Here is a 13,583-nt window from a genome sequence, read left to right as displayed (position 1 = left end):
ACCATGCGCGCCGTCAGAGAGCGCTGCGTGTGGTCGCAGCGCATCACCCATCGCGACCTCGTGCCCTATCTCATCGAGGAGTCGCACGAGGTGATCGAGGCCGTCGAGAGCGGCACGAGCGACGACCTGCGTGAAGAGCTCGGCGACCTGCTGTGGCAGGTGCTGTTCCACTCTGCTGTCGCGGCGCAGGATCCGTACGACCCGTTCGACATCGACGATGTGGCCGAGACCCTCACCGAGAAGATGGTCAGGCGGCATCCGCACGTCTTCGCGGGTGACGTCGCGAACACGCCCGAAGAGGTGCTGGTGCACTGGAACGCGGCGAAGGCGGCCGAGAAGCGCACCAGGACCAGCGTGCTCGACGGCGTGCCGCGCGGGATGCCGGCGCTCGCCCTCGCCCAGAAGCTGGTCGGACGCGCAGCCGGTGTCGGCGTCGAGCCCGCCGCGACGGAGTCCGCGGCCGCGCCCTCGAGCGAAGCCGAGCTCGGCGATGCCATGATCGCCCTCGTCGCGCTGGCCCGCGAACGCGGGTGGGATGCCGAGCGCGCACTGCGCGAGCGTCTGCGCGGCCTCGAGGGCGAGGTGCGTGCCGCCGAGGCCGCTCGCTGACCGGAGGCACCCGGTGCGACCTGGGAAGATGGAGACGTGGCTACTGTGAACCCGCCGCGCGGCATGCGCGACATCCTCCCCGCCGACAAGGCCCGCCGCGAGCGGGTGCTCTCCGTCATCCGCGACCGCTATCGAGTGCACGGGTTCGACGAGATCGAGACCCCCGCGCTCGAGGAGTACTCGCGTCTGCACGCCGGGATCGGCGGAGACAACGAGAAGCTCGCCTACAACGTGCTGCGCCGCGGACTCGACGCCGAGGCCATCAAGGCGGCCGCCGACGATCAGGGGGCGCTCGCCGACCTGGGACTCCGCTACGACCTCACGGTGCCGCTCGCGCGCTTCTACGCGAGCAACCGCGGACAGCTTCCCGGAGTGTTCCGCGCGATCCAGATCGGGCCGGTCTGGCGCGCCGAGCGTCCGCAGAAGGGGCGCTACCGCCAGTTCGTGCAGTGCGACATCGACATCATCGGCGACGACTCGTCGCGGGCCGAGGCCGAGCTCATGGTGGCCTCGCTCGACGCCGTGGACGCTCTGGGGCTCGAGGGCGCGACGGTGCGCATCAACGATCGTCGCGCGCTCGACTGGATGCTCGACAGCTTCGGCTTCACCGCCGAGGAGCGCCCCGGCGTGCTCATCACGATCGACAAGCTCGACAAGATCGGCGTCGAGGGCGTGGCGGCCGAGCTCCGCGAGCGGGGAGCCGCGGCATCCGCTGTGGATGCGTTCGAGGCGTTCCTGCGGCGCCCGCAGACCATGGAGTACAACCCGTTCGGCGAGAGGCAGATCCGCAAAGCGCTGCCGGACGGTGCGCCCGACGAGATCGTCGCGCACCTCGTCGGCATCGGCGAGGCTGTGTCGGCGGGTCGAGCTCCGGTCGCCCCCTCCGCCGAACCCGCCGACGTCCCGCTCGTCTTCGACCCGTTCCTCGTGCGGGGCATGGGCTACTACACCGGCACGATCTTCGAGCTGGCGCATCCCTCGGTCGGCTACTCGCTGGGCGGCGGCGGCCGCTACGACGGCATGATCGGACGGTTCCTCGGACAGCAGGTCGCGGCGGTCGGATTCTCGCTCGGTTTCGAGCGGCTCGTCGACCTCGTCGCGGACGGGACGGATGCTGAGGAGCGCGCCGTGGTGCTGATCCACGACGCCGACGTGCCGGTCGGGGAGCTCGTCTCGCACAAGGCCGCGCTCGTCGCGTCCGGCGCCCGCGTGCGGCTCGAACGGCGCACCAAGAACGTCAAGGCGCTGCTGGAGCGCTCTGCCGCCGACGGCTACACGGCCTTCGCGACCGTGAGCGCCGGCGCCTCCGACCTGGAGCTCAAGCCGCTCAGCTGAGAAGGCGCGCTCGTTCACGTCGCGTTCACGGCGGTCCGGTCGAATCAGAGCGTGAGCCGTTCGTCCCTCGTCGCCGGAGTGGGCGTCGGGCTCGGGCTCGGGGTCGCGACGGTGGCGCTCGCCGCCGGCATCCGAGCCGTCCTGACGCGTCAGGCGGCCGTCGCACGCCGCCGGATCGGGAAGCCGCTGGGCGAGGACTCGCTCGATGCCGACCGGGTGTGGCGACGGAGGCTGGACGGCCGACCGTTCGAACTTCTCGTGCTGGGCGACTCGGTGGCGGCGGGTCTCGGTGCCCTCCGCCGCAAGGAGACGCTCGGTGGGCGGCTCGCGAAGGGACTCGCGCGCGGCACGGGGCGACCCGTCGATCTGCGCACGGGCGCGGTGGTGGGCGCCGAGTCCTCCGACCTCGCCGCCCAGCTCGACGGCCTGCCCGCTGACTACGCGCCGCACGTCGCCGTCATCATCGTCGGCGGCAACGACGTCACGCACCGAGTGCCGGTCGCGGTGTCGACGCAGCACCTGCACGACGCGATCCTCCGCCTGCGTCAGCGGGGCGCGGAGGTCGTCGTCGGCACCTGCCCCGACCTCGGCGCGCTGCGCCCGGTCCCGCAACCGCTCCGGCGCCTGATCTCCAGCATGTCGCGCCGGCTGGCCGCCGCGCAGACCGGGGCCGCACGGGTCGCGGGCGCTCGACCGGTCGACCTCCGGCGGGCGGTGGGAGCACTGTTCTTCGACGACCCTGACGCGATGTTCAGCATGGACCGATTCCATCCGAGCCCTCTCGGCTACCGCCGCACGGCTGAGGCGCTTCTTCCCGACGTCCAGCGTGCTGCGGAGGCGGCGCTCAGCGCTCGGCGCCGTGCGACGCCTCCGCGCTGATCCCGATCCGCAGCCTGATGCCGCGATACAGGATGCCGAGCAGCACCACGGCCGTACCGATCAGCGACGCCATGACCGGAAGCGTGTTCACGAGCAGCAGGCATCCGAGCGCGCCGATCACCTGCAGTGCGCGCGGATACCGACGCGTCGGCCCCGTCTGCCGGAATGCCGCGGCGTTGGCGATCAGGTAGTACAGCAGCACGCCGAACGAGGAGAATCCGATGGTCTCGCGCAGATCGCCGAGCAGCACGATGCCGATGACGACGATGCCCACGGCGATCTCCGCGCGGCGGGGGACCTGCCACCGCTCGTCGATGTGCGCGAGGACACGCGGCAGGTCGCTCTGCCGTGCCATCGCCAGTGTCGTGCGACCGATACCGGTGAGGAGGGCGAGCAGCGCTCCGAGCGACGCGGCGGATGCGGCGATCCGCACCACGGGACCGAGTGCAGACCACTCGCTCGCCGCGACGACCTCCGCGAGCGGAGCGCCGGTGGCCGCGGCGTCCGCGCCGAGCGTGAGTGTGACCGTGATCCCCACCGCGGCGTACACGACGACGGCGCCGCCCAGGGCGAGCACGATCGCCCGCGGGATCGTGCGAACGGGGTCCACCACCTCCTCGCCGAGCGTCGCGATGCGCGCATACCCGGCGAATGCGAAGAACAGCAGTCCCGCACCCTGCAGCACGCCGTACGCGTTCGTGTCGGACAACGGCGCGGGGTCGCCGCCGGGCAGCGAACCCACGCCGATCGCGACGGCGACCGCCAGTCCGAGAAGAGAGCACACGACGAGGATGCGGGTGAGCAGCGCCGTGCGCGTCACTCCGAAGCAGTTCACCGCGACGAGCGCGGCGACGGCCGCCGCCGCCACGGGTATCCGCCACCCCGCAGGGGCCGCATAGGCGGCGAAGGTCAGAGCCATCGCCGCGCAGCTCGCGATCTTGCCGATCACGAAGCTCCACCCGGCCACGAAACCCCACCACGGGCCGATCTCCGCCCGCGCGTACGCGTAAGTGCCGCCGGCGACGGGATACGCGACTGCCAGCTGGGCCGAGGCGGTGGCGTTGCAGTATGCCACGACCGCGGCGACTCCGAGCGCGATGAGGATGCCGTTGCCGGCGACCCCGATCGCGGGGCCCCAGACCGAGAAGACGCCGGCGCCGATCATCGAGCCCAGGCCGATGACGACGGCATCAGCGAGGCTCAGGCGGCGGGCAAGGGGCACGAGGTCATCGTGTCACGGGCGGGTGAACGGGCGGTATCGCGGCATGTCGGAGGGGATCTCAGCCGCGGGAGGCGGTGACCCGTTTCTTCTCGCGGACGTACACCTCGCGCCGAACCCGCGCCACGACGTCGCCCTCGCGATCGGTGATCACGGTCTCGAACCACTCGAGCACCTTGGCGCCGCCGGCAGCACGCTCCCGCAGCTCCGCAGCCTTCTCGCGTGAGACCTCGAACTCGGCCGTGAGCACACATCGACCCGGCTTCACGAACTCGATCTCGCCGCGGGTGTCCCAGACGACGTAGTCGCGGCCGAGCTGGTGCATCACGAGCATGAAGAAGTACGGATCGGTCATCGCCGACATCGATCCGCCGAACGCGGTCTTGACGTAATTGCGGGTGAGGACGTTGACGTGCAGCTCGACGGTCGCGTGGGTCCAGTCGTCCGCGAACCGACGGACGCGGATGCCGCTGAACAGGTTCGGTGCCCAGAGGCTCATGCCGATCGCGAGACGGCGCGGGGTGATGCGCATCTCGTCAGTGTGCGGCAGGGGAGCGCCGCATCCGAACTCTTCTGGAGGTTGCCACAGTTTTTATAGTTCTCCTAGAATTACTAGGGAAGAAGAGAGGAGCGCGAATGCTGATCAGGGTCGACCCCGAGAGCCCCCGGCCGCTGTACGACCAGGTGGCGGCATCCATCCGCGCCGATCTGCTCGCGGGCGCCCTCTCGCCAGGAGACCGACTGCCCGCCGCGCGCGACGTCGCCACGGCGCTGCGCATCAACCAGCACACGGTCCTGCACGCGTACCAGCGGCTCCGCGACGAAGGGCTGATCGATCTCCGGCGCGGGCGAGGAGCAGTGATCTCGGCGGCAGCCGCGCCGCTCGCCGACCTCGCGCACGAGATCGACGACCTCGTTGCCCGCGCCGCCCAGATGGGGGTCTCCGCCGAGATCCTCGCCGGGATCATCCGCACCCACGCCGATGCCCGACCTGTTCCGAGCGACCTGCTGAGCGCTCCTCGAAGCCAGACATCTCCAGCGACAGCCGATCCCCAGGAGGAACCGTCATGACGTCCACCGACCCCCGACCCCGATCCGCGACGTCGCTGAGGCGAGCGCGACTGCTCTTCCTCCTTGTCGCGCTCGTCGTGCCCGCCATCGTCGTCGCCGTCGCCGCCGTCGTGCTCGTCGGTTGGCTCCCCGGCCTGTCCGAACCCGTCGCCACGCACTGGGGCGTCGGCGGGGCCGACGGCTTCGGCCCGGCATCCACCTACCTCTGGCTGCTTGTGGGCATCGGGTTCGGCGTGCCGCTGCTGATGGCCGTGACGACCCTCGTGTCGGCGCGCGACCAGTGGGGCGCCGCCGCCCGGCTGATGGGCGCGCTCGCCGCAGGGATGTCGGCGTTCGCGGCCGTCATGAGCCTGGGCTCGCTGTGGATCCAGCGCGATCTCGCCCCCGGCGCAGAGGTGCCCGGCATCGGCGGAGTCATGGGGCTCGGGCTGGCAGGTCTCGTCGTCCTCGGCGGTCTCGCCTGGGTGATTCAACCGCGCTACCGCACTCCCGACGGAGGGGTTCTCGCGCCGCGGCGGGACGTGCGCGTCGGCGCCGGCGAGCGCGTGGTCTGGCTCGCCACCGCAACCATGCCGCGAGCAATCCTCCTGCTGCTCGCTCTCGTGCTCGCCGGAATGGTCGCGCTCGCCTCGGTGCTGATCGCCACCGGCGTCGCCGGCGGGTGGATCGTCGCGGTCGTGGTGGTCGTCGTCGCGCTGGCCATCGCCGCCACCGCCTCGTACCGCGTGAGCATCACGCCCGAGGGATTCGCCGCCCGATCGCTGCTCGGACGGCCGCGCGTCGACATCCCGCTCGACGAGGTCGCCGGGGCGCGCGCGATCGAGGTGTCGCCCGTCGGGGAGTTCGGGGGCTGGGGCTGGCGCATCTCCGTCGACGGCCGCACGGGCATCGTCACGCGTCGCGGTCCGGCGATCGAGGTGTCGCGACGGGAGCGCAAGCCCTTCCTCGTCACGGTCGATGGAGCTGAGGAGGGTGCGGCGCTGCTGCAGACCTACGTCGACCGGGGAGCCGAAGCGCCGGCACCCCCGGCTGTCGGCCCTTGACGCCCTCAGCCGCATCGCGGTTGGCTGAGGGCATGGAATCCACGCCCTCCGCCTGGTCGGACGCCGACGGCTATCTCGCCGACCTCCTGGTCGGACACGACTCGCATCTGGAGGCCGCGCTCGACGCCCAGCGCGAGGCCGGACTGCCCGAGATCGAGGTCGCGCCGGTCGGCGGCAAGCTGCTCAACCTGCTCGTGCGCATCAGCGGCGCCCGGCGGGTGCTCGAGATCGGCACGCTCGGCGGGTACTCCACGATCTGGATGGCGAGGGCCGTCGGACCGGATGGCCTGGTCGTCACGGTCGAGGCCGAGGCCGACAACGCCGCCGTCGCACGCAGGAGCATCGATGCGGCCGGTGTCGGCGACCGCGTCGACATCCGCGTCGGCAGGGCGGAGGACGTGCTGCCGACGCTGGAGGGCGGCTTCGACCTCGTGTTCATCGACGCCGACAAGGAGTCGAACACGCTCTACCTCGACTGGGCCGCGACACTCGGGCATCCGGGCACCGTCGTGGTGCTCGACAACATCGGCCGAGACGGCGAGATCGTGCGCGACGACACCACCGACCCCAAGGTGATCGGCACGCGCGCGGGCCTGCGGATGCTGGGCGAGGACCCCCGCTTCGACGCCACCGCCCTGCAGACCGTGGGCGTCAAGGGGTGGGACGGCATCGCTCTCGCCATCGTCGTCTGACCCCGGACGCGACCCCTGGGCCAGAGCGGACGGCGAGCTAGACTGGGCGCGGATCGACGACGCTCCACACATCTTCCTCTCTGAATAAGGAGCACATCAGTGGCACTGATCGAGGCTGTAGGCGCACGCGAGATTCTCGACTCGCGCGGAAACCCGACCGTCGAGGTGGAGGTGCTCCTCGATGACGGCGTCGTCCAGCGGGCCGCCGTCCCCTCCGGTGCATCCACCGGTGCGTTCGAGGCGTACGAGCTGCGTGACGGCGACAAGAGCCGCTACGGCGGCAAGGGCGTCCTCAAGGCCGTCGAGGCCGTCATCGACGAGCTCGGCCCGGCCCTCGAGGGCGTCGAGGCGAGCGAGCAGCGCATCGTCGACGAGATCCTCATCGAGACCGACGGCACCGACAACAAGCAGCGCACCGGCGCCAACGCCATCCTCGGCGTGAGCCTCGCCGTGGCGAAGGCAGCCGCCGACTCCGCCGACCTCCCGCTGTTCCGCTACCTCGGCGGACCCAACGCGCATGTCCTGCCCGTGCCGCTCTTCAACGTCATCAACGGCGGCGAGCACGCCGACAACGGCATCGACATGCAGGAGTTCTTCCTCGCGCCGATCGGCGCCGAGACCTACTCCGAGTCGCTGCGCTGGGGTGTCGAGACCTACCACGTGCTGCGCAGCGAGCTGAAGGCCGCCGGCTACGCGACGGGCCTCGGTGACGAGGGCGGCTTCGCCCCCGACCTGCCCAGCAACCGCGAGGGCCTCGACTTCCTGGTCAAGGCGATCGAGAAGGCCGGCTTCACGCCCGGCACCGACATCGCGCTCGGCCTCGACGTCGCCGCGACCGAGTTCTTCTCGGACGGCGTGTACCGCCTCGACAACAAGGACTGGACCGGCCCCGAGCTGATCGAGTACTACCAGGGCCTGGTGAACGACTTCCCGATCGTCACGATCGAGGACGCCCTCGCCGAGGACGACTGGGACAACTGGAAGCTCCTCACCGACGCGCTCGGCTCGAAGGTCCAGCTCGTCGGCGACGACCTGTTCGTCACCAACCCGAGCCGCCTCGCCGACGGCATCACGCGCGGCGTCGCGAACTCGCTGCTCGTCAAGGTGAACCAGATCGGCACCCTGACCGAGACGTTCGACGCAGTCAGCCTGGCACAGCGCTCCGGCTACACCGCGATGCTGTCGCACCGCTCGGGCGAGACCGAGGACACCACGATCGCCGACCTCGTCGTCGCGACCAACGCGGGTCAGATCAAGGCGGGTGCGCCTGCTCGCAGCGAGCGCGTCGCGAAGTACAATCAGCTTCTGCGCATCGAGGAGGAGCTGGGCGACGCCGCGGTGTTCGCCGGCCGCTCCGCCTTCCCCCGCTACCAGGGCTGAGTGCAGCTGAAGACGATCCACCAGACCCCTGCGGTCTGAACCCGGAGGAGGAGCCGTGGCACGACGACCGGCTCCTCCTTCGGCGTCTGCGGGCACGTCGCGCGCCCCCACGGCGCCCACTGCTCCGCGCGGCGGGCGCGCCTCGACACCCCGAGGAACCGCTGCAACGCGCGGTGCCGGCGAGCGGCGCGTGGACGTGCGCGAGTGGGCGTCCGGCATCCGGCTCTCCGCCTTCTCCGTGATCATGCTGTCGCTCGTCGTGCTGGGCGCGTGGGTGCTCGTGCCGACACTCGGCACGTACATCGACCAGCGCCAGAAGATCGGCGCGCTCGAGCACTCGATCCAGGTGTCGGAGGACGAGATCACGGCGCTGCAGACGGAACGCGAGCGCTGGAACGACCCGGCGTACATCACGACGCAGGCGCGCGAGCGCCTCTACTACGTGAAGCCCGGCGAGGTGGTCTACCTCATCGACAACGACCTCGACCCCGCCGCGCTGCCCCAGGAACAGGGGCCGATCAGCGAAACGCTCGAGGAGAAGCCCTCGGACTGGATGCCGCAGCTGCTGCGCACGCTCACCTCGGCCGGCCTCAGCGACACCGCTGTCGTCGCGCGCTGACCGCGGTCGCAGCCCGCGCGGCTCCGAGCATCCTCCCCGACTGCTCCCGTACGCTTGTCGGGTGACCACGCCGCCTTTCCCTGCCCCCACACCCGCCGAGATCGCCGTGGTCTCGGCCCAGCTGGGGCGCCAGGCGCGCGGAGTCGTCGGCATCGCGGCGCGCTGCGCGTGCGGCAATCCGACCGTGGTCGCGACCACCCCGCGGTTGCCGGACGGCACCCCCTTCCCGACGTTCTACTACCTCACGCATCCCGCTGCGACGGCGGCCATGTCGACCCTCGAGGCCACACAGGTGATGCCTGAGCTGGCGGCTCTGCTCGCCGATGACGCCGACATCGCCGCGGCCTACCTGGCTGCGCACGAGGCGTACCTCGCCGACCGTGCCGGGTTCGGCGACGTGCCCGAGATCGACGGGGTCTCCGCCGGTGGGATGCCGACGAGGGTCAAGTGCCTGCACGCCCTCGCCGGACATGCGCTGGCCGCGGGGCCGGGGGTGAACCCGATCGGCGACGAGGCGCTCGCGCGCTCCAGCTGGTCTCCCGCCGTCTGCCGCTGCGAAGACCCCGGCGCGGCGCTCCGCGACCCCGAGGCGTCATCGGCATGAAACCGGCGCGGATGCTGCACAGCGCCATCGCGGCCGCGACGGTGGTGGCATCCGTGCTGCTGCTCGGTGCCGCGACGCCGCCTCCCGTCGCCGACGACCCGCAGGACCCCACCCGCGCGGCGGAGTACTGGCTCGACGGCGCGCGGATCCGCGAGGCCTGGCAGACGACCCGGGGCGAGGGTGTGACGATCGCGGTGATCGATACGGGTATCGGCAAGGTGCCAGGCACGTTCGACGGCGCCGTGGTGGGCGGTACCGACGTGTCCGGCGCCGGCTCACCGGACGGGCGCACCCCCCTGGGGGCGGTCGACGGCAACCACGGGTCGTGGGTGGCTTCCCTGGCCGCTGGACGGGGGGCACCGGACGGCACCGGCATGATCGGCGTCGCCCCCGAGGCGAACCTGCTGTCCGTCTCGGTGGGGTTCGGTGCGGCGGCCGCTGTGCCGTTCACCGAGCAGGTCGCGAAGGCCATGAAGTGGGCGGTCGACAACGGGGCCGACATCATCAACCTCTCCTTCACGACCAACACGCTCGACTGGGACCGCAGCTGGGACGACGCGTTCCTCTATGCGTTCGAGCACGATGTCGTCGTGGTCGTCGCGGCGGGCAACCGCGGCAGCGGCACCGACATCATCGGCGCGCCGGCGACGATCCCCGGCGTGCTCACGGTCGGGGGAGTGGACCAGACGGGCACCGCCAGCATCGAGGCGTCGACGCAGGGCATCACGATCGGCGTCGCCGCACCCAGCGAGGGGCTGCTCGGCGTCTCGGCCGACGGCAAGCTCGTCTCGTGGAGCGGCACGAGCGGTGCGGCGCCGATCGTCGCGGGCATCGCCGCGCTGATCCGGGCGGCGCACCCCGACCTCGACGCTGCGAACGTCATCAACCGGATCATCAGAACGGCCATCCCCGTCGAGGGGATGGCGAGAGTGCCCGACCCGTTCTACGGATACGGGCTGATCGATGCGCAGGCGGCCGTCACCGCGGACCTCCCGAGGGTGGGCGAGAACCCGATGGGCGACCTCGCCGAGTGGGTGCGCCTGTACCGGCGGGCCGAGACGGTTCCCCAGCCCGAGCCCACCGCGACCCCCATCGCGATCCCGCCGCTGCCGGCGGCCGACGCGCCGACCGAGCCCGGTTCACCGCTGCTTCCCAGCGCTGATTCACTGCGCTACGGTACCCTGCCGCTCATCGCGCTCACAGTCCCTGGTATCCTGATAGCGCTTGGCGTCACCGCTGCTGCCCGGCGCATCCGATCGGCGCGCGCTCGCACGCCACATTCCTGACTCCCGAGGAGTTTTTCCCCCGTGCCTCAGAACAGCACTGTGCCCAAGATTCTGATCGTCGGTGGAGGCTACGCAGGCTTCTACACCGCGTGGAAGCTCGAGAAGCACCTTCGCAAGGGTGAAGCAGACGTCACCATGGTCGACCCGCTGCCGTACATGACGTACCAGCCGTTCCTCCCCGAGGTGGCCGCCGGCTCGATCGAGGCCCGCCACTCGGTGGTCGCCCACCGTCGCCACCTGAAGCGCACGCACGTGCTCACCGCCAAGGTGACGAACATCAACCACGCCGAGAAGACGGCGACCATCACGCCGCCGCTGGGCGAGCCGTACGAGTTCGCATACGACCAGATCGTCGTCACGGCCGGAGCGGTCTCGCGCACGTTCCCGATCCCGGGTATCGCCGACAACGCGATCGGCCTCAAGACGATCGAAGAGGCCGTCGCGATCCGCGACCGCCTCATGTCGAACTTCGACAAGGCGGCGACGCTGCCGGCCGGTCCCGAGCGCGATCGTCTGCTGACCGTCGTCGTCGTCGGCGGCGGCTTCGCAGGCATCGAGGTCTTCGCGGAGCTGCGCTCTCTCGCGTCGTCGCTGGTGAGCAAGTACCCGCAGCTCACGTTCGACGACACGCACTTCCACCTGATCGAGGCCATGGGCCGCATCATGCCCGAGGTCTCGCTCGAGACGAGCAAGTGGGTCATGAAGGACCTGGGCAAGCGGGGTGCGTTCATCCACCTCGACACGCAGCTCACGAGCGCGGTCGACGGCAACGTCGAGCTGTCGACCGGCGAGGTCATCCCGACCGATCTCATCGTGTGGACCGCCGGCGTCATGGCGAACCCGACCGTCGTTCGCGGCGGCGACCTGCCCGTCGAGGAGCGCGGTCGCATCCAGACCCGTGCCGACCTGCGCGTCGGCACTGCCGAGGCGTTCGTCGAGGGTGCCTGGGCCGCCGGTGACGTCTCCGCAGTGCCCGACCTCTCGGGCGGCGGCGTCGGCGGCTTCTGCGTGCCGAACGCGCAGCACGCCGTGCGTCAGGCGAAGCTCCTCGCGAAGAACCTCGTCGCGGTGCTCCGCGGTGAGGCTCCCAAGGAGTACTTCCACAAGAACCTCGGTGCCGTCGCGGGCCTCGGTCTCTACAACGGTGTCTTCCAGTCCGGCAAGATCGCGCTCAAGGGCTTCATCGCCTGGGTCGCACACCGCGGCTACCACGGTCTCGCCATGCCCACCTGGGAGCGCAAGTGGCGGGTGCTGTGGGGCTGGTGGAACAACCTGTGGCTGGGTCGCGACCTCGTCAACCTGCAGACCGTGCAGAACCCGCGCTACGTGTTCGAGGAGTTCGCCGCGCGCCCGCGTCCGGCCGCCGACGCTCCGGCGCCCGCCGCCCCGGCCGCTCCGGCATTGCCCGGATCGCACTCCTCGGAGCCGGCGACCACCATCGCCGCCGCCGAGAAGGCTCCGGACGCCGATGAGCCGGTGAGCGACGACGCTCCTGCGGAGAAGCCCGCGTCCGAGGCCTCGGGGGCGAAGGCTCCGGCCAAGAAGCCCGCAGCCAAGAAGCCGGCCGCGAAGAAAGCCGCTGTCGAGAAGCCGGCCGAGACGGCCGCCGCGAAGTAAGCTGCTCGACGAACGCCCCGACCCCTTGGGAGTCGGGGCGTTCGTCGTCTTCGGTGGGATCTCGGCTCGCACCGCACTCATAGGCGGGACGGCTACCGTGGTTTCTGCAAGGGGAGTACTCCCGTCTGCGATGGCGTCGTCATTACGGACATGTGATCATGTCCCGGCCCATCGGCCCGCGAGGGTGGAGGAGACCGGGCGTCCGTATCAGCGCGGACGGCCGCGGACCTTCGCCACCGGTTCCGGGCGGTCCGCTCGTCACACGAAGGAACCGCCACCATGGGAAAGCTGAACCGCCTGCTCGGAATGGCCGCGAAGGCGCTCGACCTCGACGGCACCGGTAACCGCGAGACGACGTCGCGTGCTCCGCACCAGCCACCGTCGTCGCAGTCCTACGCGCCCCCTGCTGCCTCTGACCCGTACGCACCGCCCGCGCCGCGCGGCCGGTACGCACCGCCACCCGCCGGGACGCGGCAGGGGACGGATGCCGACCGCGCGGCCATCGCGCGCTACGACTACCTGCTGCAGACCGCCGATCCGCACCGGGTCGAGCAGATCCACCGCGAGGCGTTCGCCCGGCTCTCACCGGCGCAGCGTGCTCAGGTGCAGCAGCGCATGACCGCCGAGCTCTCGCCCGGCGAGCGACCCGCCTCGTCGTCGCCCGACGATCTGGCGCGAGCCGCGGGGCGCACCGAGGCGGCGCGCCCCGGACGCATCCGCGGCCTCCTGTCGCGCGTCGGCGGCTTCGGAGCCGCCGGGGTGGTGGGCGGCGCCGCAGTCGGCGCGCTGGGCGTCGTGGCGGCTGGAGCGGTCGGCAGCGCGGTCGCCGCGCCGCTGCTCGAGCAGGCGGCGGGTCTCGGGGTCGACTTCGACGCGCTGGCGCAGGGCGTCGATCTGGACGCGATCGCGAGCGGTCTGGGCGCCGAGGAACTCACCGGAGCGGCCGAGGGCCTCATGGGATCCGCGGGCGAAACGGTCGCGGGACTCGGCGACACGGCGAGCGAATGGGGGCAGAAGCTCGGCGACCTCGGGATCCCCGGCATCGGCGACCTCTTCGGTCGCTGAGCCGGGCGCGGTGGTGCCCCCGCTGGGACTCGAACCCAGACTGAAGCGATTTTAAGTCGCCTGCCTCTGCCATTGGGCTACGGGGGCACGACCGCCAGCCTACCGCCGGGCTCGCCTGCGACCCGGTTCCGCAAAGGGTGAATCCGAGTGCACCCAGGTCGTAT

General features: G+C 71.1%; 14 protein-coding genes and 1 tRNA gene. 12 read left to right on the top strand and 3 right to left on the bottom strand.

The features are described from left to right. The first annotated feature begins 3 nt into the window (after positions 1–3). The 3 genes from M3195_RS07120 to M3195_RS07110 all read left to right on the top strand — a co-directional run bounded on the left by M3195_RS07120 (position 4) and on the right by M3195_RS07110 (position 2,823). Entirely contained in the window at positions 4–609 is a 606-nt protein-coding gene (locus tag M3195_RS07120) for a MazG family protein (RefSeq protein ID WP_251586451.1), read from the top strand. A gap of 63 nt (positions 610–672) precedes the next feature. Next, positions 673–1,944, top strand: coding sequence for a histidine--tRNA ligase (locus M3195_RS07115; protein ID WP_251586449.1), 1,272 nt, complete (start codon positions 673–675; stop codon positions 1,942–1,944). Between the two features lie 51 nt (positions 1,945–1,995). Next, positions 1,996–2,823, top strand: coding sequence for an SGNH/GDSL hydrolase family protein (locus tag M3195_RS07110; protein ID WP_251585987.1), 828 nt, complete (start codon positions 1,996–1,998; stop codon positions 2,821–2,823). On the opposite strand, the gene M3195_RS07105 is transcribed toward M3195_RS07110, so the two are convergent. Next, a complete protein-coding gene (locus M3195_RS07105; protein WP_251585986.1) occupies positions 2,789–4,045 on the bottom strand; it encodes an APC family permease in 1,257 nt (418 codons plus the stop codon). The two genes, M3195_RS07110 and M3195_RS07105, sit on opposite strands and share 35 nt — an antisense overlap. 58 nt (positions 4,046–4,103) lie before the next feature. Then, on the bottom strand, positions 4,104–4,574 hold the full coding sequence (locus tag M3195_RS07100) for a DUF4442 domain-containing protein (RefSeq protein ID WP_251585984.1): 471 nt from the start codon (positions 4,572–4,574) through the stop codon (positions 4,104–4,106). A gap of 104 nt (positions 4,575–4,678) precedes the next feature. Between M3195_RS07100 and M3195_RS07095 the strand changes: the two genes are divergently transcribed. From M3195_RS07095 to M3195_RS07055, 9 genes are all read left to right on the top strand, one after another. After that, the gene (locus M3195_RS07095) at positions 4,679–5,113 is read left to right on the top strand and encodes a GntR family transcriptional regulator (RefSeq protein ID WP_251585982.1); all 435 of its coding nucleotides are present in this window, start codon (positions 4,679–4,681) and stop codon (positions 5,111–5,113) included. Continuing rightward, positions 5,110–6,156, top strand: coding sequence for a DUF1648 domain-containing protein (locus tag M3195_RS07090; RefSeq protein WP_251585980.1), 1,047 nt, complete (start codon positions 5,110–5,112; stop codon positions 6,154–6,156). The genes M3195_RS07095 and M3195_RS07090 overlap by 4 nt, the downstream gene beginning before the upstream one ends. Before the next feature lie 32 nt (positions 6,157–6,188). Continuing rightward, entirely contained in the window at positions 6,189–6,848 is a 660-nt protein-coding gene (locus M3195_RS07085) for an O-methyltransferase (RefSeq protein WP_251585978.1), read from the top strand. 99 nt (positions 6,849–6,947) lie between these two features. Further along, positions 6,948–8,228: a phosphopyruvate hydratase gene (gene eno / locus M3195_RS07080; protein WP_251585976.1), complete on the top strand. Its 1,281-nt coding sequence runs from the start codon at positions 6,948–6,950 to the stop codon at positions 8,226–8,228. Between the two features lie 190 nt (positions 8,229–8,418). Continuing rightward, positions 8,419–8,847 (top strand): FtsB family cell division protein, encoded by a 429-nt coding sequence (locus M3195_RS07075; protein WP_251585974.1) that lies wholly within the window; start codon positions 8,419–8,421, stop codon positions 8,845–8,847. 61 nt (positions 8,848–8,908) lie between these two features. After that, complete coding sequence (locus M3195_RS07070; RefSeq protein WP_251585972.1) at positions 8,909–9,451, top strand: DUF501 domain-containing protein; 543 nt, start codon at positions 8,909–8,911, stop codon at positions 9,449–9,451. Next, the gene (locus tag M3195_RS07065) at positions 9,448–10,737 is read left to right on the top strand and encodes a S8 family serine peptidase (protein WP_251585971.1); all 1,290 of its coding nucleotides are present in this window, start codon (positions 9,448–9,450) and stop codon (positions 10,735–10,737) included. Before M3195_RS07070 ends, M3195_RS07065 begins: the two co-directional genes overlap by 4 nt. A 39-nt stretch (positions 10,738–10,776) precedes the next feature. Continuing rightward, positions 10,777–12,354: an NAD(P)/FAD-dependent oxidoreductase gene (locus M3195_RS07060; protein ID WP_251585969.1), complete on the top strand. Its 1,578-nt coding sequence runs from the start codon at positions 10,777–10,779 to the stop codon at positions 12,352–12,354. A gap of 279 nt (positions 12,355–12,633) precedes the next feature. Then, positions 12,634–13,419: a cation-transporting ATPase gene (locus M3195_RS07055; RefSeq protein WP_251585967.1), complete on the top strand. Its 786-nt coding sequence runs from the start codon at positions 12,634–12,636 to the stop codon at positions 13,417–13,419. A gap of 11 nt (positions 13,420–13,430) precedes the next feature. Here M3195_RS07055 and M3195_RS07050 read toward each other — a convergent pair. After that, a tRNA-Leu gene (locus M3195_RS07050) sits at positions 13,431–13,506 on the bottom strand. Between the last annotated feature and the right edge of the window lie 77 nt (positions 13,507–13,583).

Source organism: Microbacterium hydrocarbonoxydans, from assembly GCF_023715885.1.
GTDB lineage: Bacteria > Actinomycetota > Actinomycetes > Actinomycetales > Microbacteriaceae > Microbacterium > Microbacterium hydrocarbonoxydans_C.
Note: the sequence above shows the minus strand (reverse complement) of the source record. Positions and strands in the feature narration are given on the sequence as shown.

Coding starts and splice junctions, on each gene's coding strand:
- M3195_RS07115 (WP_251586449.1), top strand. CDS start 673: ATGCGCGACATCCTCCCCGCCGACAAGGCCCGCCGCGAGCGGGTGCTC.
- M3195_RS07085 (WP_251585978.1), top strand. CDS start 6,189: ATGGAATCCACGCCCTCCGCCTGGTCGGACGCCGACGGCTATCTCGCC.
- M3195_RS07095 (WP_251585982.1), top strand. CDS start 4,679: ATGCTGATCAGGGTCGACCCCGAGAGCCCCCGGCCGCTGTACGACCAG.
- M3195_RS07090 (WP_251585980.1), top strand. CDS start 5,110: ATGACGTCCACCGACCCCCGACCCCGATCCGCGACGTCGCTGAGGCGA.
- M3195_RS07055 (WP_251585967.1), top strand. CDS start 12,634: ATGGGAAAGCTGAACCGCCTGCTCGGAATGGCCGCGAAGGCGCTCGAC.
- M3195_RS07120 (WP_251586451.1), top strand. CDS start 4: ATGCGCGCCGTCAGAGAGCGCTGCGTGTGGTCGCAGCGCATCACCCAT.
- M3195_RS07065 (WP_251585971.1), top strand. CDS start 9,448: ATGAAACCGGCGCGGATGCTGCACAGCGCCATCGCGGCCGCGACGGTG.
- M3195_RS07100 (WP_251585984.1), bottom strand. CDS start 4,574: ATGCGCATCACCCCGCGCCGTCTCGCGATCGGCATGAGCCTCTGGGCA.